The sequence below is a fragment of the Marinobacter shengliensis genome (assembly GCF_030297115.1).
Taxonomy (GTDB): Bacteria; Pseudomonadota; Gammaproteobacteria; order Pseudomonadales; family Oleiphilaceae; genus Marinobacter; species Marinobacter shengliensis.
In genome coordinates, this window is the sequence record NZ_AP028062.1 from 3522928 (window position 1) to 3540599 (window position 17672).

Genomic DNA, 17672 nt, shown 5'->3' on the forward strand with positions numbered 1-17672 from the left:
TTCGTTTACAGTTCGGGAACAAACCGTTACCCGTTGTGAGCTGCTTCACGGATTAAACTCGTCTAACCTTTCAAGTACTTAATTGTTTGTACCTGCATATAACAACTCAGGACTGTTCATGAAAACAAACCGCCTTTGCAAATTGTCCCTGGCCATCAGCCTTTCCATTGCCACCACCTCTGCCCTTGCGAGCCCGCAGGCACCCATGTCTGCGCGCTCCTTCGCCATGGGCGGGACTGGCGTCGCCGTAGCACATCCCTCTGCTGCCCCCTTGGCCAACCCGGCCATGATGGCGGCACCCCAGCACGACTGGGCGGATGATTTCGGCCTGATGCTGCCTTCGGTCAATGCACGATTTGCGGATGAAGAAGAAGTTGTTGATCAGATTGATGATATTCAGGACACAATTGACGAACTCGAGCAATCCATCAACAGCCTGAATCAGGGATCTGCCCAGGATAATGCCGGAAAGCTGCGTGAGCAGCTTCAGAATTTCGACCGTGATACTGTCCGAGTGAATGCCGGTCTCGGGTTGGCCGTTGCTCTTCCCGGGCCTAGCCTGTCGGTTGGAGTGATGGCGAACGGCAACCTAACCGCAACAGTTCGAGGCGAGTACAGCGAAAACGATGACGCCCGATTGGCAGCTGTCGAAGCCGGAATCCTGACACCTGGCATTACCGACGAACTGGAGTCCAGAGGCAGCATCCTTGCCTCTGCAGTTGCAGAGGTTGGTTTGAGTTTCGCCAGATCCTTCGAGCTCAATAACGGCGAGCAGCTTCAGCTAGGCATAACCCCCAAATACATCGAACTCCGAACCTTCCAATACACCGAACGAGTCTCAAGATTTGACGACGATGATTTCGACGGTGACGAGTTCGAAACCGACAAAAGCGGCTTCAACCTGGACATTGGTGCCGCCTATGCCTTCGGCGAAAACCGCGAGTGGAATGCGGGCATTGTTGCCAGAAACCTGATACCCATGGAGCTGGACTCTGCCCAAGCTCGAGGTGAAGAGAAACGCACCCTCGAACTCAACCCCATGGTTACCGCCGCCATCGCCCACAAGAGCGACTACCACGTAGTCACCGCCGAACTGGACCTGACCAAGAAAAAAGCCTTCGGCTTTGAAGACGATACCCAATGGCTGGCGGTCGGTGCCGAATTCGACGCCTGGCGCTACGCCCAGCTGCGCGCCGGTATCCGCCACAACCTGGCCAGCAACAGCGACAACGACGGTATTGAAGAAGATACCCAATTCACCGCTGGTCTGGGACTGAACGTTCTCGGCGCGCGTCTGGATATTGGCGCCCTGTACAGCAGCGCTGATGTGGGTGCCGCGATCGAGCTTGGCACCTCCTTCTGATATCGCCGTAGTTCCAGAGCCCGGCCTGCCCCGTAACCCGGGCTTTTTTTGTGCCTCACCGCGTCCTTGCCGCTCAAAGTCACAGTTGGGGTTTGCCTACGGCAGACTGTGGCCGGATAATCTACCGACTGCACCCACACACCAAAGGAAACCCCAGCTCCATGCAAACCTATCTGGTAGGCGGCGCCGTTCGGGACAAACTGCTCGGCCTTGAGGTAAAAGACCGTGACTGGGTGGTGGTCGGCAGCACACCAGATGAAATGCGAGCGAAGGGTTTCAAACAGGTAGGGGCCGATTTCCCGGTTTTCCTGCACCCGAAAACCGGCGAGGAATACGCCCTGGCCCGCACCGAACGCAAGCAGGGCCGGGGCTACCATGGGTTTACCGTATACAGCGCCCCGGATGTCACCCTGGAGCAGGATCTGAAGCGCCGGGACCTGACCATCAACGCCATGGCAGAAACCGAAGATGGCGAGTTGGTCGATCCTTTCCACGGTCACGGCGACCTCGAGCAGAAAAAGCTTCGTCATGTGTCCGAAGCCTTTGCGGAAGACCCCCTGCGCATCCTGAGAACCGCACGGTTTGCCGCGCGCCTGCAACCCATGGGCTTTACCGTATGCTACGAAACCAGGGCCCTGATGCAACAGATGGTCCGTGAGGGCGAGCTGGGGGATCTTGTCCCGGAGCGCGTGTGGCAGGAGGTTCAACGAGCACTGCATGAGCAAGCGCCCGGTGTCTTTTTCGATGTACTCAAAGACGTTGGCGCACTGGAGGTTCTGATTCCAGAGCTCGCCAGCCCGGACATTCTCCAGCACGGACTTCAGGCCCTGCATTGCGTGCACCGGAAAAACGGCAACACGGCCCAGCGCTTCGCCGCATTGCTGTGCGCCGTGCCGGAACCCGACGCTGTCGCTCGCGCAAAAGCCATGAAAAGCCCGAATGACTGCAAAGACATGGTCCACCTGGTCTGCCTTTATATGGAGCACCTGGGCGATCAGGGCCCGAAGGCCCTTGCGCCGGAGCAAGCGTTGGAGCTGCTGGAGAAAGCCGACCTCTCGCGCCGCCCGGAGCGTTTTCTCCACTTGCAGGAAACCCTTGCCTGCGCCGTCAAACCCGGCCAGTCAGACAGACTTGACCGGCTCAACCTGGCCGCACGACACGCCTCAGCGGTCAACCCGCAAGACTTGATCAAACAGGGCCACAAAGGAAAAGCCCTGGGCGATGCAATCCGCAACGAGCGGCTGGCACGTATCAAACAGGCATTGACCAACTGACCAGAGGAATTCTTTATGGCAGCTCCTGTTGTTCTGATCACCGGCGCCGCCCACCGTCTCGGCGCCCGTACCGCGGAGGTCCTGCACGCCCGGGGCTGGAATGTGGTCATCCACTATCGTTCGAGGGCGGACCAAGCGGCCGAACTGATGGAAAAACTGAACCGGGAACGGTCTGACTCAGCCACCTCGATACAGGCAGACCTGACAGACATGGAACAGGTTGCCAGGCTGGCCAAAACCGCCTGCCAACATTGGGAGCGGCTGGATGGCCTGGTCAACAACGCCTCAGTCTTCTATCCCAGAACCACCGAAGACTCCGGTGAAGACGACTGGAACGCCATCATGGGCGCCAACCTGAAAGCGCCATTCTTTTTGCTCAAACACTGCCTGCCTGAGTTGAAGAAGAACAATGGGGCCGTGATAAATCTGATCGACATCTACAGTGAGAAACCGCTGAACGATCACCCCCTGTACTGCGCCAGCAAAGCGGGCTTGGCCGCCCTCACCCGATCCTGGGCCAAAGATCATGCCCCAGAGATCAGGGTAAACGGTGTATCGCCTGGCGCTATCCTCTGGCCAGAGGGCGATGCCGCGATTGATCCAACTTATCAGCAGGCCATTCTGGACAAAACACCCCTGGCCCGTACCGGCAACCCCGACGACATTGCCGGTGCCATCGCCTACCTGCTGTGTGATGCCCCCTTTGTGACCGGTCAGATTCTCTCCGTCGACGGCGGTCGCAGTCTGAATATGTAAATCACTCCCGGCAGGCTGAATCAACCCATACCTTGGTTGTTTTGGCCGAGCCAGGCTTTCCCGCTACAATGCTTGCCATCTTGTATTCACACGCCGGCAGGCATCGTCCTGATCCTGCCCTTTGCAACGGAGAATTCCCATGCGTGATGTCGTGATTGTTGCCGCAAAACGTACTGCTGTTGGCAGCTTCGGTGGCGGTTTGTCCACCCTGCGGGCCGACCAACTCGGTTCCGCCGTGATCAAGGCGCTGATGGAAGAAACCGGCGTGGCCGGCGAGCAGATCAATGAAGTCATCCTGGGCCAGGTACTGACTGCCGGTTGCGGTCAGAACCCTGCCCGCCAGGCAGCCATCAATGCCGGCCTGCCAAGCTCCACACCAGCGATCACCATCAACAAGGTATGTGGTTCCGGCCTGAAAGCGGTTCATATGGCGGTGCAAGCCATTCAGTGCGGTGATGCCGAGATGATTGTCGCTGGTGGCCAGGAAAGCATGAGCCAGGCGCCACACGTTCTGCCCAACAGCCGTAATGGCCAGCGCATGGGCAACTGGAGCATGGTCGACACCATGGTGAACGATGGCCTGTGGGATGCCTTCAACGATTATCACATGGGCATCACCGCCGAAAACATCGTGGAGAAGTACGGTATCAGCCGGGACGAGCAGGACGAATTTGCCGCAGCCTCCCAGCAAAAAGCCGTAGCGGCCCAGAACGCCGGCTATTTTGACGGCCAGATTGTTCCGATCACCATTCCCCAGCGCAAAGGCGACCCGCTGGTGATCAGTAAGGACGAATGCCCCCGCGACGGCGTGACCGGAGACAGCCTTGGTAAACTCCGCCCGGCGTTCAAGAAAGACGGCTCCGTGACCGCTGGCAATGCTTCATCCCTGAACGATGGCGCCGCCGCCGTGATGGTGTGCAGTGCCGAAAAAGCCAAAGAACTGGGCCTGACCCCGCTGGCCACCATCAAGGCCCACGCCAATGCTGGTGTTGACCCCACCATCATGGGTACCGGCCCGATTCCCGCCAGCCAGCGCTGCCTTGAGCGCGCCGGCTGGACAGCGGCCGAGCTGGACCTGATCGAAGCCAACGAAGCCTTCGCGGCCCAGGCCATCTCGGTCAACCGGGACATGGGCTGGGATACCAGCAAGGTCAACGTAAATGGCGGCGCCATTGCCATTGGCCACCCGATCGGCGCTTCCGGCTGCCGTATTCTGGTCACCCTGCTGCACGAAATGGCACGCCGCGACGCCAAGAAAGGCCTGGCGACTTTGTGCATCGGTGGCGGCATGGGCGTTGCCCTGGCGGTGGAGCGCTAAGCCCGGTGCTGCACGTTGTACTCTATGAGCCGGAGATACCGCCCAACACCGGCAATATCATCCGGCTCTGCGCCAACACCGGCTGTCAGCTGCACCTGATTGAACCTCTGGGGTTTTCCCTGGAGGACAAACAGATGCGCAGGGCCGGGTTGGATTACAGCGAGTACGCCACCGTGAAGATCCACCCGGATTACGCCAGCTTCCTGGAAACCGAGCAGCCTGCGCGACTGTTCGGGCTCACCACGAAAGGCAGTCGCCACTATCACGAAGCCGCTTTCCAGGATGGCGACTACCTGATGTTCGGACCGGAAACCCGAGGGCTGCCGGCAGACGTTCGGGCAGCCCTGCCAGAACAGAACCGGCTGCGGGTGCCCATGCGCCCGGAAAGCCGCAGCCTGAACCTGTCCAATACCGCCGCCCTGGTGGTTTATGAGGCCTGGCGGCAGACCGGATTCAACGGCGCTGTCTGAGTACTCGCGCTGGCAAGGGGAATGACCAGCGGATAGCCCTCAGGGAGTTGAATAACCCGAGTCCGATAGCCGTAAACCGCTTTCAATAGTGACGGCGTCAGGACCTCACTGGAGCCCCCTTCATGAAAGCAGCGGCCAGACTTCATGACCACCATTCGGTCTGCAAACTGAGCCGCAAGATTGAGGTCGTGGACGATGGCCAGCACGGCCACCCCGTGCTCCCTGGCCATTGCGCCTACCAGCTCCAACACCATCTGTTGGTGCGCGGGGTCCAGCGCCGACGTACACTCGTCCAGCAATAACAGTCGATCCTGTCGGGTATCCCATATCTGCCCCAGCACTCTTGCCAGCTGCAACCTCTGCTGTTCCCCGCCGGACAATCCCGGCACCAGTCGATGCCGCAAATGCTTGATCTCCAGGGCTTCCATCAGGATTTCTGCCACGGAATCCGCGCATCGGCGGGTTGCGGCCGGACGACCAAGGGCCACCACTTCCTCCACCGTTAGTGGGAAGTTAACCTCAACACTCTGAGGCATAATCGCCCGATGGCGTGCCAGCTCACCCGGGCACCAGCCACCAAGTTCGCGGCCTGCAAGTCGGATCCGGCCCCGGTACGGCAATTCTCCAGCCAGTGCTTTCATAAGCGTTGACTTACCCGCACCATTCGGCCCCAGCAGCATCAATACTTCACCAGCAGACACCGTCAGATTGATATCGCTGACAATCTCCGTTCCCGCTAGAGATACACTCAAGTTCTGAATTTCCAGGACCATCACATCACCTTTCTCCGCATGAGCAAACCCAGAAAAAACGGACCTCCGATCAGAGACATCATCAGCCCGATGGGCAACTCGGCGGGTGCAACAACAACTCGCGCGATGGCATCAGCCGCAACCAACAGGGTTCCCCCCATCAGCACACTGACTGGCAACACCACTCGATGACTCGCTCCCAGCAGCTGCCTTACCAGGTGCGGCACAACCAATCCGACAAAGCCGATCAGTCCGCTTACGGCCACGGCTGCGCCAACACCTAGCCCGACAACCAGTATCGCAACCTTCTTAACGGTGGCTGTTCGATACCCCAAGTGGCCCACTACCGATTCGCCCAACAAAAACGCGTCCAGCGGTCTGGCCAGCCAGGGTGCTGCCATTAAAGCCAGGATCATGAAAGGTGCGCCCAAAACAAGATCGTCCCAGGCAGCGTGGCCAAGGCTCCCCATTGTCCAGAACGTCAGGGATCGTAATTCCTCATCGCTTGCGTAGAACGTCAGCAAACCGGTTGCTGCGCCCGCCACTGCGTTGATGGCAATACCCGCCAATAGAAGCGTTGCCACAGCGGTCTGGCCAGCACGACTGGCAATCCGCCAGGCCAGAATGACGGTGCCACTGCCGCCGGCAAACGCAGCCAGAGGTAACGCCCACTGTCCCGCCAGGGTCACCCAACCACCAAGGGCCGTCCCGCCAAGAACGATAACGGCAATGGCTGCCAGTGACGCACCAGCAGAGACACCAATCAGGCCAGGGTCTGCCAGGGGGTTTCGGAAAAGCCCCTGTAGGATCGCGCCGGAAACCCCCAATACAGCTCCAACCAGAAAGCCGAGCAGAAACCGGGGTAACCGGACTTCCAACACAACCATAGCCGCTACCGGATCCGAAGCTTCCCGGCCAGCAACCACCTTGAGAATATCCATCAGTGCAAGGTCGTAGGCACCACTACCTATCGATGCCAGGGCCGCAACCGCCAGGAGAGCTCCCAGCAACAAGAGCGCCGGCGCCAACGGCAAACGACCGGAATGGTCACGGATCATTGGCGGCTATTTCCCTTTGGCCGGGCAAGGCATCGTTAAGCGCCGCCATAGCTTCCGGCAAGCGAGGGCCGAAGCCGAGCAGGAACATACTGTCGGCCACCAGCCGATGCCCGGACTGCCATGCTTCAAGGCGCTCAACCTCTGGCCACCCCGCAATGTCGAACTGGCCCGGAGTGGATTCCGCAATCACCACCGCATCGGGGCGGGAAGCAAGAATCGCCTCCCGGTTGGCCGGTTTGTACCCTTTAATACCCTGGGCAGCATTTTCGGCCCCGATCAGTTCAACCAGCGCATTCGCTGCAGTATCCGACCCGGCCAACATGACCGAGTGGTTGCCCGCAGCGAGGATGAACAGAATTCTGGGCTGGTAATCACGGTTTCCGGTGTTCTGTTGAATCCGGCGGATATCCGCCTCTACGCCAGCCACCAGAGCCCGCGCTTCCTCGGTTGCCCCGAGCAGCTCGCCAACAGACAATATGCGCTCCAGCGCTGCCTCCGCGGTCCACCGCGACGGCAGTTGCGCAACCCGAACCCCGGCGCGCGCGAGGCGCTCAAGATTCCTGGCGGGCGCAGCCTGCTCTGAGGTAATCAGCATATCCGGCTTCAGTGCCAGAACGCCCTCGAAAGGCAAAGCGCGCAGATAACCAACCTTGGGCAACTCAGCCGTTTGCTCCGGATAACCGCTGGTGGTATCCACTCCAACCAGGCGCGACTCCTGCCCAAGGCGATAGACGATTTCGGTGATGGCTCCGTCTGCAGTCACCAGACGGCTCGGTTCGGCAAACACCGAGCCCGATGCCAGCGACAATCCAATCAGAATGAACAGGAGCCACCGCAGCCTCATGACAAAGCCTCAAGCGTTGCGACCTGTTCACGCCAGAGTTCGGATTCCGGAATGCCGGGTTTACGTTCACCAAAAACCGTCAGAACCAGTTCTCCGTCTCCATTGAAAGCTTCCACAGAGGTGATCAGGCCATCGGTGGACGGACGTCGTACCAACCACCAGCGTTTGATACCGTCGGTGTTAGCGTGCAGATTGAAGCCCGGATCCAGTACGTTCATCCAGGGGCCAGTGCGGCGAACATTTGTGACACCCCCGGTAAAGATCTGGACAATCCCGGGATTGCCGACAAAGAACATCGCCGGGCATTGGTTGTCTCTCAGCAATCCCAGCAACCGATCCAGCACATTCTGATCCCCTGACTGGAGCTCCGTGGCCCACTCACCACGCACCAGCTCGAGCGCTGTCAGGCGGTCAGCACCGGCACGCTTTAACAGGGCTCCAAAATGATGGACATCCTTGAGTTTCTCCCAGCCGGTGCGCAGCGCATCAACATCCACGGTTTCCGGGGACGAACGCTGCAATGTCTCTCGCCGGCCTACCGGTTTAAAGGCTTCCTGGCGGGCTGCTGTAAAGCGTTCAACCATTTTTTCCCAGGCATCAGCATCGGTCGTGTCCACTCGATAAATCTTGTGAATGGCCGTGCCGTACTGGTCGAAAAACTGAAGGCTCTCCCGTAGCCCAGACCGCACCTGCTCCAGTACCCGGTAGCCCCAGGCCCAGTGTTTGAAAAACACCCGTATGTCAATCTCTCCAACCGCCAGCCCCATAGCTCCAGAGCCGCCGACCGTGAAGTCTCTGAAGCAACCGGTAACTTCATGAACTACCTCGTTGTTGCGGGCAAGAATCATCACCGGTCCGACCTGCTCCAGGGCCCCAAGGATCTGACTAAACTCATTTACCAGTGGAACGACGGCATCACGCTCCCGGAGCCGTACAAGCTCCATTTCGCTGACCCCAAGCCGGTCTGCGACCTGGCGGATCCTGAGATTTGGCTCCTGTTGTCTTATGGCATCCCATCGTGCCGGCAGGTTGTCCGGCACACCTACTGAATCGGTTATTGCCTGTTGCATGACTTACTCCTCGGCTTGCTGAAGTTCCACCGGCAACCAACGCACCGTAGGCTGTCCGCTGGTTCCGTTCTGGTCGTAGTATCCGACGATCTGCAACGCCCAGACCGTGGACTCAGGATCATCAGCCTCAGCCTTGATCAGGAAGGTTCGGAAGTTGGGCCAGATCTTGTGTTGGTTGGTCAGGTTGTAGGCGTACCAGGTGTTATCCGTGAATACCCCGCCGGTTGAGTCCGTGTTGTAGAGCTGGGGTACACCTGGATCGCTGTCATTGGCGGCAAGTTCGCTCCAGGTCATCGGGTCGGAGGCCCCGCCTTTCCCGGCGCCAGACACACCGCTGTTGGATTTCAGGTACCAGTCCCGACCAGAGAAGCCGACCTGGACATCCCAGTTGTCGCTGGTATCACAATCAACAACGGCGTCTGAGTCAAAATCGAAGCATACGTCGCCGCCGTCATAGCCTGCAGGGGGAGTGAAAGTGACTGGTGTGGCACTGAATTGCGACGCGCCAGAGGCCTGCACGTCAAACTCCAGTGTGAAATCTTCAATACCTTGTCCTTCGCGGGTCGGGAAATTGAAGTCGACAACCCGCATTCGGGCATAGCTATTTCCCTCGGCAGAACGCACCAGATAACCAACATCGTCTGCCTCTCTGATCACGCCCGTGGCGAAATCGTATTGAGACCAGGTATCTGAGGCCCCAAATGCACTGGCAAAGGCATCCTCCTGCCAGCTAGCCGGCTCTTCAAGAATGCCCAGCAAGTGCTCCTGCTCTGAGTTGGCGGTGGCGTTGATGAACACATTCGCGATGGGGTCGCCATTACCATCGTAAAAATCGTCCTGGGCAATAGCCAGAGCGCCGACAACGCTTCCGCTTCCGGAAGCACCGCTGTTCACCTTGAAGCTCAAACGGTTGGCGGCAATGTGCCAGTCGCCACCGTCTTCCACCATCGCTCCGGTTTCCAGATTGAGGTAGACGGTCTCCGTTGCCGCGGGCAGCAACTGCTCGGAAAAATTGCTGACATTATCTGTATCGTCCTCCGCGATGGAGTTGTCACTACCTCCACCGCAGGCCGTCAGAGCCAGGGTGGCCAGCACAACGGCCAGAGGCCTGTTATCGAAAATTTCCATGGATGTCTCCTTCATATGTTTTTCGGGTGTTCGGGCATCATTGGCCAAAGGAAACCGTCAGCCCGGCGTAGAGGAAACGCCCGGCAACCGGTCTGAAATCTTCACTGGCATTGGAAAAATCACGCTGTTCGCCGGTGATGTTCTCGGCACCGGCGAACAATCGAAGCTGGTCGGAGAACCGGTAGTTCAGCTTCAGGTCGGCCGTTGTATACCCCGGGGACTCGGTTCCCGAGGCCGCATTCACGAACTCTTCACTCTGGTACCGAAGCCTCGCACTCCAGGACAGTCCGGGCAGCCAAAACGGACCATCCAGCCCGAGGCGCGCCTGATGCCTTGGGCGGTGATTAAGCTCATCGCCTGTTGCCACGTCTTCGGTTCTGGTCAGGGTATAGCCGGCGGTGAGTCGCCAGTGCTCGGAGGGCTCCCAGCCAGCCGTGGTCTCGAATCCCCAGGTCCTTGCCTCGGCAAGGTTTTCATAGGAGAAAACCTGAACTCCGTCGTTCCGCGCCTCGGTAGCCTCGGCATCCGGCGAGGTCTGGATCAGTTGCTCGATATCATTAAAGAAGGCGTTCGCTTCCAGCCATGCAGACCTGTTCCAGGACAGGCCTCCTCCAAACTGGTAGCTGACGGATTGCTCCGGCTCCAGATCAGGAGTCCCCTGCACGATGTAGCCAAGCTGGCTGTGGTCAAAAGTGAAGTGTCTCTCCTTGAGATTCGGCACCCGATATCCGGCGCCAACGCCACCTCGGAGGAAGCCGGTCAGGGAATCGGTCCGGATCAGGTCGTAGCGTGCATTGATCTTCGGGGCGGTGTGGGTTCCGAAATCGGAGTCATTCTGGAAACGGACGCCGGGCACCAACTCAAGATTCGCGGTGGGCATCCAGGTGTCCTGAACCCAGACCTCCTGGCTCTCACGCTGCCGGCGAGGCTCAGCACCCAGCTCGGAAGCGCCGTCCTTGGTCTGCTTGAGGGTTTCGCGGTTAACATCGACACCAGCCTGCAAGTGATGACTGAGCCCCACCGGCTTGCCCAAATGGGCCGAAAAACGGGACAGAGTAGATTCGGCACGACGGTCATCAAAGACACTGCTGGCCGTGTATTTCAAGGTATCGTCGTTGAGGGTCTCATGGACAGCGGCCCAACCGGCACGCAAATCTGAATTGCGACCATGGTCGCCAGCCAGGGTATAGCGGGTGCGAGTGACCGTTTCATCCTTACCCTGATTGATAGGCGGGTTGCGTTCGGTAAACCGTGACCCGGACTCCTCTTCGAATCGGGCGACCGCAGCGCTCAGCCGGTGGTTGCTGTTTGGAGACCAGTCGGTGCGGAAGCTGAGATCGGTTCGGTCGTATTCATCGCCCGGTCGGGCCCAGGTCTCTGGCTGCGGGTCGATGCCATCGGAATGCTGGTGTGATGCGGATAACCGAAGGGCCAGCTGTTCATTGCCACCCTGGACCGAGGCTCGGGCCGAATAGCGCGCGGGGTCGGCGTCACTCCCGGAAGGGTTCTGATCGCCATAGGTACCGACGTCAGCGGTGAAATGACCAGAGAACCCGGAAGCTGGCGGACGGGTGATGATGTTGACCACCCCACCGATACCGGCGCTGCCGTATTGAGCAGACACAGCTCCCTTGACTACTTCGACACGCTCGATATCAAGGACTGCCAACTGACTGACATCAACGGATGAACCCGTCGTCGCCGTCATCGGCATACCATCGATCAGCACCAGAACCCGGTCAGCCTCAACTCCCTGCAACCAAACCTCATACCCGGGTTTCCCGTGAACCTCCCTCAGCTGAACCCCGGGCACGTTCTCCAACGCTTCTTTCATGCTCCGGGCGTGAGTTCTCTCAAGCTCCTTCGCGGTGACAACCTCGGTGCGCACAGGAGTGTCCAGCAACTGACGCTCCGTTCTTGTTCCAGTGACAACCAGCTCATCCAGGTAAAAGGCCTCGGCAACCGTGTTACCGGAACCTCCCAAAAGCAAAAGGAACAGCGACCACCGCTGGAGATCAGCTTTCGAATTCAACATATCACCCACCAATAATCGTAATGCGTACGATTATTATTTTGTTTACATAAAAGATCAACCCTTCAATTGATGAATATCAAGCGCGCACAAAAAAACCGGCCTCAGCCGGTTTTTTTAATCTCTTCAGAAAACCAAACGATTAGTGAGTCTGCTCTTCCTTGGCTTCGCCTGCCGCCTCTTCCTGCTTGCGCTTCAGCGCCTGGGCATAGATGGCGTCAAAGTTCACCGGCGCCAGCATAAGGGCCGGGAAGCTGCCCTTGTTGACGATGCCGTCGATGGCTTCGCGGGCGTAGGGGAACAGAATCGTCGGGCAGTACGCGCCCAGCATCTGACCCAGCTGCGGGCCTTCAATACCAGACACCATGAATACGCCGGCCTGCTGGATTTCAACGATGTAGGCAACTTTCTCGCCCACCTTGGCAGTAACGGTCAGCGACAGAACAACTTCATACTGATTATCACTGATCTTGTTATGGGCGGTATTCAGATCCAGGTTCACCTGCGGCTTCCACTGCTCCTGAAACACCAGGGGAGCATTCGGGGACTCAAAAGACAGGTCCTTCACATAAATGCGCTGAAGGGCAAACTGGGGTTGGTTCTGGTTTTCGGTGCCTGCGGCTTGCTGATTCTCAGCCATGATCAGTCCTTTCGTTCTGGTAAAAAGGGCAATAGCCCGTTGTTATGGTCACGTGAGCCGAAACAGTCTACTGCGTGGTCCCGGCAGGTAATGTGAAACAGTGCGACAGATCGGCAATCAGATCAAGCCCTGTTACTTTTTCACCAGCGGCAGATTGCTGGCTCTCCAATCGGTGATACCTCCATTCAGGCGCACCACATTGGCGTAGCCCTCAGCATTCAGCTGCTTGACCGCCATGGCCGAATGCTGGCCCATTTTGTCCGCCACAATAATCTGCTTGTCTTTGAACTTGCTTAACTCATTGGCGCGGCTCTTGAGGCTGTTCAACGGGATATTGATGGAGCCGGTAATGCGACCTTCGCCAAATTCCTTGCGATCCCGGATATCCACCACTACCGCCTCATCCTTGTTGATCAAAGTAACGGCACCCTGAGCCGAAATTTTGGTGCCACCCCGCCGGGATTCCAACACCAGAATGGCCACCAGGAATGCCACGAACAGTGATACCAGAATGTAATGATTGACTACGAATTCAAACAAGCGGTCCATGAAACTACCCTGAAAATTTGATTTGGCGGGATTATACACACCCGTAACGACTCAAAGAAGGCAAGCGTCTTCGCCGGCAGGCTGCAAGCCCCGAGCCTCAAACCATAGTGCCAATGCATGATACCGATGTGCGCCCTTACGTGGCCTGCGCAAATGAAAACGGTTACAATCTGACCCACTTCAAATCCGTTACTTTCGCAATCAACCGGACGAAATGATGACCGAGACGCGCAAGCCCACTGCACTGATTATTCTCGACGGCTGGGGCCACCGGGACCCGGCTGAAGACAATGCCATTTCCAACGCCCAGACTCCGTTCTGGGACAAGCTCTGGCAGAATCAGCCCAAGACCCTGATCAACACCTCAGGGATGTTTGTGGGCCTGCCCCAGGGCCAGATGGGCAACTCCGAAGTAGGCCACATGAACCTGGGTGCCGGCCGAGTGGTCTATCAAAGCCTGACGCGTATCGACAAAGACCTTGAAGACGGCAAGTTCCAGAGCAACGACGCCCTGTGCAACGCCATTGATAAAGCCGTAGCCAATGGCAAGGCCGTTCACATCATGGGCCTGTTGTCCCCCGGCGGCGTACACAGCCACGAGGACCATATGCTGGCTGCCGCAGAGGTTGCCGCGGCCCGTGGTGCCAAAGAGGTGTACATTCATGCGTTCCTGGACGGCCGCGACATGCCCCCGCGCAGTGCTCGCCCGTCCCTGGAAAAAGCCGCAACCAAAATGAAAGCCTTGGGCGTTGGCCGGGTGGCGACTATCGTGGGCCGCTACTTTGCCATGGACCGCGACAACCGCTGGGATCGGGTGGAAGCCGCTTACAACGCCATGACGTTGGGCGAGGCGGAATTCACGTTTGAAGATCCGCTCACCGCGCTGGATCAAGCCTATGAGCGGGGCGAAAACGACGAGTTCGTAAAAGCCACTCACATTCGCGCCGAAGGCCAGCCGGAAGGCACCATCAACGACGGCGATTCGGTACTGTTCATGAACTTCCGGGCCGACCGCGCACGGGAAATGACCCGCACCTTCGTGGAACAGGACTTCGACGGCTTTGACCGCCGAAAGCACCCGGCACTGGCCGACTTTGTCATGCTGACCGAGTACGCGGCAGACATCAAAACCTCCTGCGCCTACCCGCCGGAGCAGCTGAGCAACGGCCTGGGTGAATATATGGCCGCGCTTGGCAAGACCCAGTTGCGCATCGCTGAAACCGAAAAGTACGCCCACGTCACCTTCTTCTTCAACGGCGGCCTGGAAACCCCGTTTGAAGGCGAAGACCGCATTCTGGTGCCGTCCCCGAAAGTCGCCACCTACGACCTGCAGCCGGAAATGAGCGCACCGGAAGTCACCGACAAGCTGGTCGAAGCCATCAAGAGCGGCAAGTACGACCTGATCGTATGCAACTACGCCAACGGCGACATGGTTGGCCATACCGGCAAACTGGACGCCGCCATCAAAGCCGCTGAGTGCCTGGACCAGTGCGTGCAGCGGGTGGTGGAAGCTTTGGACGAGGTGGGCGGTGAAGCGCTGATTACCGCCGACCACGGCAACTGTGAGCAGATGACCGACCCGAACTCAGGCCAGCTGCACACCTCCCACACCATCGGCCCGGTTCCGCTGGTTTATACCGGCCACCGCAAGGTCACTCTCAAGGATGACGGCAGCCTGTGCGATATTGCACCGACCTTGCTCGCCCTGATGGGCGACGAAAAGCCAAAGGAAATGTCCGGGCACAGCCTGGTCGATTTCAGCTGATCCGGCTGCCGGAATACGTGTTCACGCGGCTCGCCATACTGGTAGTGGCCCTCATGCTGGGGGTCACGCCACTGCACGCCCAGCAGGAGGTCACGCCGGCCCAGGTCGAAGCGCTTAAAAAGCGTATCGCCACTATCGACAAATGGCTGGTCAGCGCCGAGAAGAACCGGTCCGACCTTGAAAAGCAGCTGGTTGCCACCGAACGCAGAATCAGCGACCTGACCCGTGAGCGCCGCGAACTTCGGGCCCGGGCGGATGAACAGCAGCAACGGCTTGGCGAACTGCAGACGCAGGAAAACGAACTGGCCGAGACCCTCGACAAACAACGGGACAGCCTGAAGAAACAAATACGCGCCGCCTGGATGGAAGGCGATGCACCAGCCCTGAAAGTTCTTCTTAATGAAATCGAGCCGGGCATGATCGCCCGCACCCTGACCTACTACGAATATCTCAGCAAAGATACCGTTGAACGGCTTGAAGCCTTCCTGGCCAGTCTTCAGGAACTCAAAGCCGCCCGCGCGGCTGTCCAGGCCAGCCGGGTGGAATTGGCGAAAACCGAAAGCAACCTTGAGCAGCGCCAGAAGCAACTGGCGGACACCCGCAAGGAGCGCGAGCAAACCCTGGCGGCCCTGAATGCCGACATCCGCACCCGCCGCGGCGAGCGGGATGATCTGGAGGCAGACCGCAAACGTCTGGAGCGGCTGCTGGAAGAGGTTCAGGAAGCCATTGCCAGCATTCCCGCCCCCAACGAGTCGCGCCCCTTCAAATCACTGCGTAACCGCCTGCCATGGCCGGTCCAGGGCCGGGTTGTGAGTAACTACGGTGCAACCTACGCCGATGGCAAGCTTCGCCGTAATGGCCTCATCATGAACACCTCGGAAGAAGCCGAGGTCAAAGCCGTGCACTACGGCCGCGTCGTTTTCGCCAACTGGCTTCGCGGTTTTGGTCTGATGACCATCATCGACCACGGCGACGGATATATGACATTGTATGGTCATAGCAGCAGCCTGTTCACCGCCCCCGGGGACTGGGTAGGTGCTGGCGAAACCATTGCCCTGGCCGGGCGCACCGGAGGCACGGAAGATCCGGCGGTGTATTTTGAAGTGCGCCAGAACGGCAAACCGGTCAACCCCCGCAGCTGGCTTGGCAAACCCTGAACCAAAGGGCTGACAAACACCGCGCCGGGCGCCATACTGTCGGGAGCCTAGCTGGTCCAACTTGCGGAAACACAACAGGATATGTGAATGAAACGGGTTAGAAGTACTCTCCAGATCTCACCACTACGCGCCATCGCACTTGCGACCTGTTGTCTGGCCGCCCCCGGACTGGCCCTGGCACAAGACCAGGAAGCCCAGACCCAGCAGATTCTGGAAGGCATCCAGAACGGCGAGCGGGTACAGATTCAGCTCCCTGACCCGGAAGAACAACTGCCCCTGGATGACCTGAGGAAGTTCACCGAAGTCTTCAGCCGCATTAAAGCCGCCTACGTGGAAGAAGTGTCAGACCGCAAACTCCTCGAAAGCGCCATCAAAGGCATGCTGTCTGACCTGGACCCCCACTCCACCTACCTTGCCCCCAAGGATTACGAGGAACTGGAAGAAAGCACCTCCGGTGAGTTTGGCGGTCTGGGCATTGAAGTGGGTATGGAAAACGGCTTTGTAAAAGTCATTGCACCCATTGACGACACCCCCGCTCACAAAGCCGGCGTACTGGCAGGTGACCTGATCATCAAACTGGACGAAAAGCCGGTCAAAGGCATGTCGCTTGAGGAAGCCGTGAAACTCATGCGCGGCAAACCGGGCACGGTACTGACCCTGACCATCATGCGGGAAGGCGAGAGCGCCCCGATCGAGATCGACGTTACCCGCGATGTCATCAAGGTAACCAGCGTTAAATCCCGGATGATTGAAAACGGTTACGGCTATGTGCGGATTACCCAGTTCCAGGCCGAAACAGGACGGCAGTTCCGCCAGGCCCTGACCAAACTGGAAGAAGAATATGGCGGCGACCTGGATGGCCTGATTATCGACGTTCGCAACAATCCCGGCGGCGTATTGCAGGCAGCCGTCGAAACCGCAGACGCCTTGCTGGATGAAGGGCTGATTGTTTACACCGAGGGGCGCATCCAGAGCTCGCGGCTTCGCTTCAGCGCCAAAGCCGGCGACATTATGGAAGGCACCCCCATCGTTGTTCTGATCAACGGTGGCTCGGCCTCCGCCTCCGAGATCCTGGCCGGTGCGCTGCAGGACCACGGCCGTGCGGTGATTATGGGCACCAAGTCGTTCGGCAAGGGCAGCGTGCAAACCGTTATCCCGCTGGACGAAACCCACGCTATCAAGATGACCACCGCCCGCTACTACACACCGGAAGGCCGCTCGATCCAGGCCACCGGCATCAAGCCAGACATCGAAGTTCGCCCCGCCGAGCTGACCGAACTTGACGGACGTCCCTTCTTTACCGAGGCAGACCTGAGCGGCCACCTGCAAGGTCAGGATGAAGAACAGGAACGCCTGGAACGGCAACAGCAAGCCGAAACTCCGGCTTCTGCAGCTGAGCGCGATTACCAGCTGCGTTCCGCGCTGAACCTACTGAAAGGCATGAACATTCTCAACCGGCGGGATCAGGGCAAAAATCAGTGAGGCTATTGAAAACC

Annotated in this window: 16 protein-coding genes; 8 read left to right on the forward strand and 8 right to left on the reverse strand. The window is 58.6% G+C overall.

All coding sequences use genetic code 11. The features are described from left to right. The first annotated feature begins 118 nt into the window (after positions 1-118). The 5 genes from traF (at position 119) to trmL (ending at position 5181) form a co-directional block, all read left to right on the forward strand. Complete coding sequence (gene traF / locus QUE75_RS16180) at positions 119-1363, forward strand: conjugal transfer protein TraF (protein ID WP_106694655.1); 1245 nt, start codon at positions 119-121, stop codon at positions 1361-1363. A gap of 161 nt (positions 1364-1524) precedes the next feature. Then, entirely contained in the window at positions 1525-2637 is a 1113-nt protein-coding gene (locus QUE75_RS16185) for a multifunctional CCA tRNA nucleotidyl transferase/2'3'-cyclic phosphodiesterase/2'nucleotidase/phosphatase (RefSeq protein WP_286251771.1), read from the forward strand. A gap of 15 nt (positions 2638-2652) precedes the next feature. Continuing rightward, a complete protein-coding gene (locus QUE75_RS16190; RefSeq protein WP_230715551.1) occupies positions 2653-3393 on the forward strand; it encodes a pteridine reductase in 741 nt (246 codons plus the stop codon). A gap of 139 nt (positions 3394-3532) precedes the next feature. Continuing rightward, entirely contained in the window at positions 3533-4711 is a 1179-nt protein-coding gene (locus QUE75_RS16195) for an acetyl-CoA C-acetyltransferase (protein ID WP_138435453.1), read from the forward strand. Positions 4712-4716: 5 nt separating this feature from the next. Then, on the forward strand, positions 4717-5181 hold the full coding sequence (gene trmL / locus QUE75_RS16200; RefSeq protein ID WP_286251776.1) for a tRNA (uridine(34)/cytosine(34)/5-carboxymethylaminomethyluridine(34)-2'-O)-methyltransferase TrmL: 465 nt from the start codon (positions 4717-4719) through the stop codon (positions 5179-5181). Here the strand turns inward: trmL and QUE75_RS16205 are convergent. The 8 genes from QUE75_RS16205 to QUE75_RS16240 form a co-directional block, all read right to left on the reverse strand. Beyond that, positions 5139-5933, reverse strand: a complete 795-nt coding sequence (locus QUE75_RS16205) for a heme ABC transporter ATP-binding protein (protein WP_286251777.1) — start codon at positions 5931-5933, stop codon at positions 5139-5141. The genes trmL and QUE75_RS16205 overlap by 43 nt on opposite strands. A gap of 20 nt (positions 5934-5953) precedes the next feature. Beyond that, complete coding sequence (locus QUE75_RS16210; protein ID WP_286251780.1) at positions 5954-6991, reverse strand: FecCD family ABC transporter permease; 1038 nt, start codon at positions 6989-6991, stop codon at positions 5954-5956. Beyond that, complete coding sequence (locus QUE75_RS16215; protein WP_068351437.1) at positions 6981-7835, reverse strand: heme/hemin ABC transporter substrate-binding protein; 855 nt, start codon at positions 7833-7835, stop codon at positions 6981-6983. Before QUE75_RS16215 ends, QUE75_RS16210 begins: the two co-directional genes overlap by 11 nt. Beyond that, positions 7832-8905, reverse strand: coding sequence for a hemin-degrading factor (locus QUE75_RS16220; protein ID WP_286251783.1), 1074 nt, complete (start codon positions 8903-8905; stop codon positions 7832-7834). Before QUE75_RS16220 ends, QUE75_RS16215 begins: the two co-directional genes overlap by 4 nt. Before the next feature lie 3 nt (positions 8906-8908). Continuing rightward, positions 8909-10033 (reverse strand): HmuY family protein, encoded by a 1125-nt coding sequence (locus tag QUE75_RS16225; RefSeq protein ID WP_286251785.1) that lies wholly within the window; start codon positions 10031-10033, stop codon positions 8909-8911. 37 nt (positions 10034-10070) lie between these two features. Further along, entirely contained in the window at positions 10071-12068 is a 1998-nt protein-coding gene (locus QUE75_RS16230; protein ID WP_286251787.1) for a TonB-dependent receptor plug domain-containing protein, read from the reverse strand. A 139-nt stretch (positions 12069-12207) separates the two neighbouring features. Next, positions 12208-12705 carry a protein-export chaperone SecB gene (gene secB, locus QUE75_RS16235; protein WP_058090491.1) on the reverse strand — a complete coding sequence of 166 codons (498 nt, stop codon included), beginning with the start codon at positions 12703-12705 and terminating at the stop codon, positions 12208-12210. A 132-nt stretch (positions 12706-12837) separates the two neighbouring features. After that, positions 12838-13254: a rhodanese-like domain-containing protein gene (locus tag QUE75_RS16240; protein ID WP_106694646.1), complete on the reverse strand. Its 417-nt coding sequence runs from the start codon at positions 13252-13254 to the stop codon at positions 12838-12840. A 217-nt stretch (positions 13255-13471) separates the two neighbouring features. Here QUE75_RS16240 and gpmI point away from each other — a divergent pair, with 217 nt between their 5' ends. From gpmI to QUE75_RS16255, 3 genes are all read left to right on the forward strand, one after another. Beyond that, positions 13472-15019: a 2,3-bisphosphoglycerate-independent phosphoglycerate mutase gene (gene gpmI, locus QUE75_RS16245; RefSeq protein ID WP_286251791.1), complete on the forward strand. Its 1548-nt coding sequence runs from the start codon at positions 13472-13474 to the stop codon at positions 15017-15019. 53 nt (positions 15020-15072) lie between these two features. Then, positions 15073-16176: a murein hydrolase activator EnvC family protein gene (locus QUE75_RS16250; protein WP_106695143.1), complete on the forward strand. Its 1104-nt coding sequence runs from the start codon at positions 15073-15075 to the stop codon at positions 16174-16176. An 87-nt stretch (positions 16177-16263) separates the two neighbouring features. Further along, a complete protein-coding gene (locus QUE75_RS16255) occupies positions 16264-17658 on the forward strand; it encodes a S41 family peptidase (RefSeq protein ID WP_106694644.1) in 1395 nt (464 codons plus the stop codon). The last annotated feature ends 14 nt before the right edge of the window (positions 17659-17672 follow it).

What these genes read in the sequence shown, in the direction of transcription:
- QUE75_RS16255 (WP_106694644.1), top strand. Translation starts at nt 16,264, where the DNA reads ATGAAACGGGTTAGAAGTACTCTCCAGATCTCACCACTACGCGCCATC.
- gpmI (WP_286251791.1), top strand. Translation starts at nt 13,472, where the DNA reads ATGACCGAGACGCGCAAGCCCACTGCACTGATTATTCTCGACGGCTGG.
- QUE75_RS16250 (WP_106695143.1), top strand. Translation starts at nt 15,073, where the DNA reads ATGCTGGGGGTCACGCCACTGCACGCCCAGCAGGAGGTCACGCCGGCC.
- QUE75_RS16230 (WP_286251787.1), bottom strand. Translation starts at nt 12,068, where the DNA reads ATGTTGAATTCGAAAGCTGATCTCCAGCGGTGGTCGCTGTTCCTTTTG.
- QUE75_RS16185 (WP_286251771.1), top strand. Translation starts at nt 1,525, where the DNA reads ATGCAAACCTATCTGGTAGGCGGCGCCGTTCGGGACAAACTGCTCGGC.
- QUE75_RS16190 (WP_230715551.1), top strand. Translation starts at nt 2,653, where the DNA reads ATGGCAGCTCCTGTTGTTCTGATCACCGGCGCCGCCCACCGTCTCGGC.
- QUE75_RS16225 (WP_286251785.1), bottom strand. Translation starts at nt 10,033, where the DNA reads ATGGAAATTTTCGATAACAGGCCTCTGGCCGTTGTGCTGGCCACCCTG.
- QUE75_RS16220 (WP_286251783.1), bottom strand. Translation starts at nt 8,905, where the DNA reads ATGCAACAGGCAATAACCGATTCAGTAGGTGTGCCGGACAACCTGCCG.
- QUE75_RS16240 (WP_106694646.1), bottom strand. Translation starts at nt 13,254, where the DNA reads ATGGACCGCTTGTTTGAATTCGTAGTCAATCATTACATTCTGGTATCA.
- QUE75_RS16195 (WP_138435453.1), top strand. Translation starts at nt 3,533, where the DNA reads ATGCGTGATGTCGTGATTGTTGCCGCAAAACGTACTGCTGTTGGCAGC.
- secB (WP_058090491.1), bottom strand. Translation starts at nt 12,705, where the DNA reads ATGGCTGAGAATCAGCAAGCCGCAGGCACCGAAAACCAGAACCAACCC.
- QUE75_RS16210 (WP_286251780.1), bottom strand. Translation starts at nt 6,991, where the DNA reads ATGATCCGTGACCATTCCGGTCGTTTGCCGTTGGCGCCGGCGCTCTTG.
- traF (WP_106694655.1), top strand. Translation starts at nt 119, where the DNA reads ATGAAAACAAACCGCCTTTGCAAATTGTCCCTGGCCATCAGCCTTTCC.
- QUE75_RS16215 (WP_068351437.1), bottom strand. Translation starts at nt 7,835, where the DNA reads ATGAGGCTGCGGTGGCTCCTGTTCATTCTGATTGGATTGTCGCTGGCA.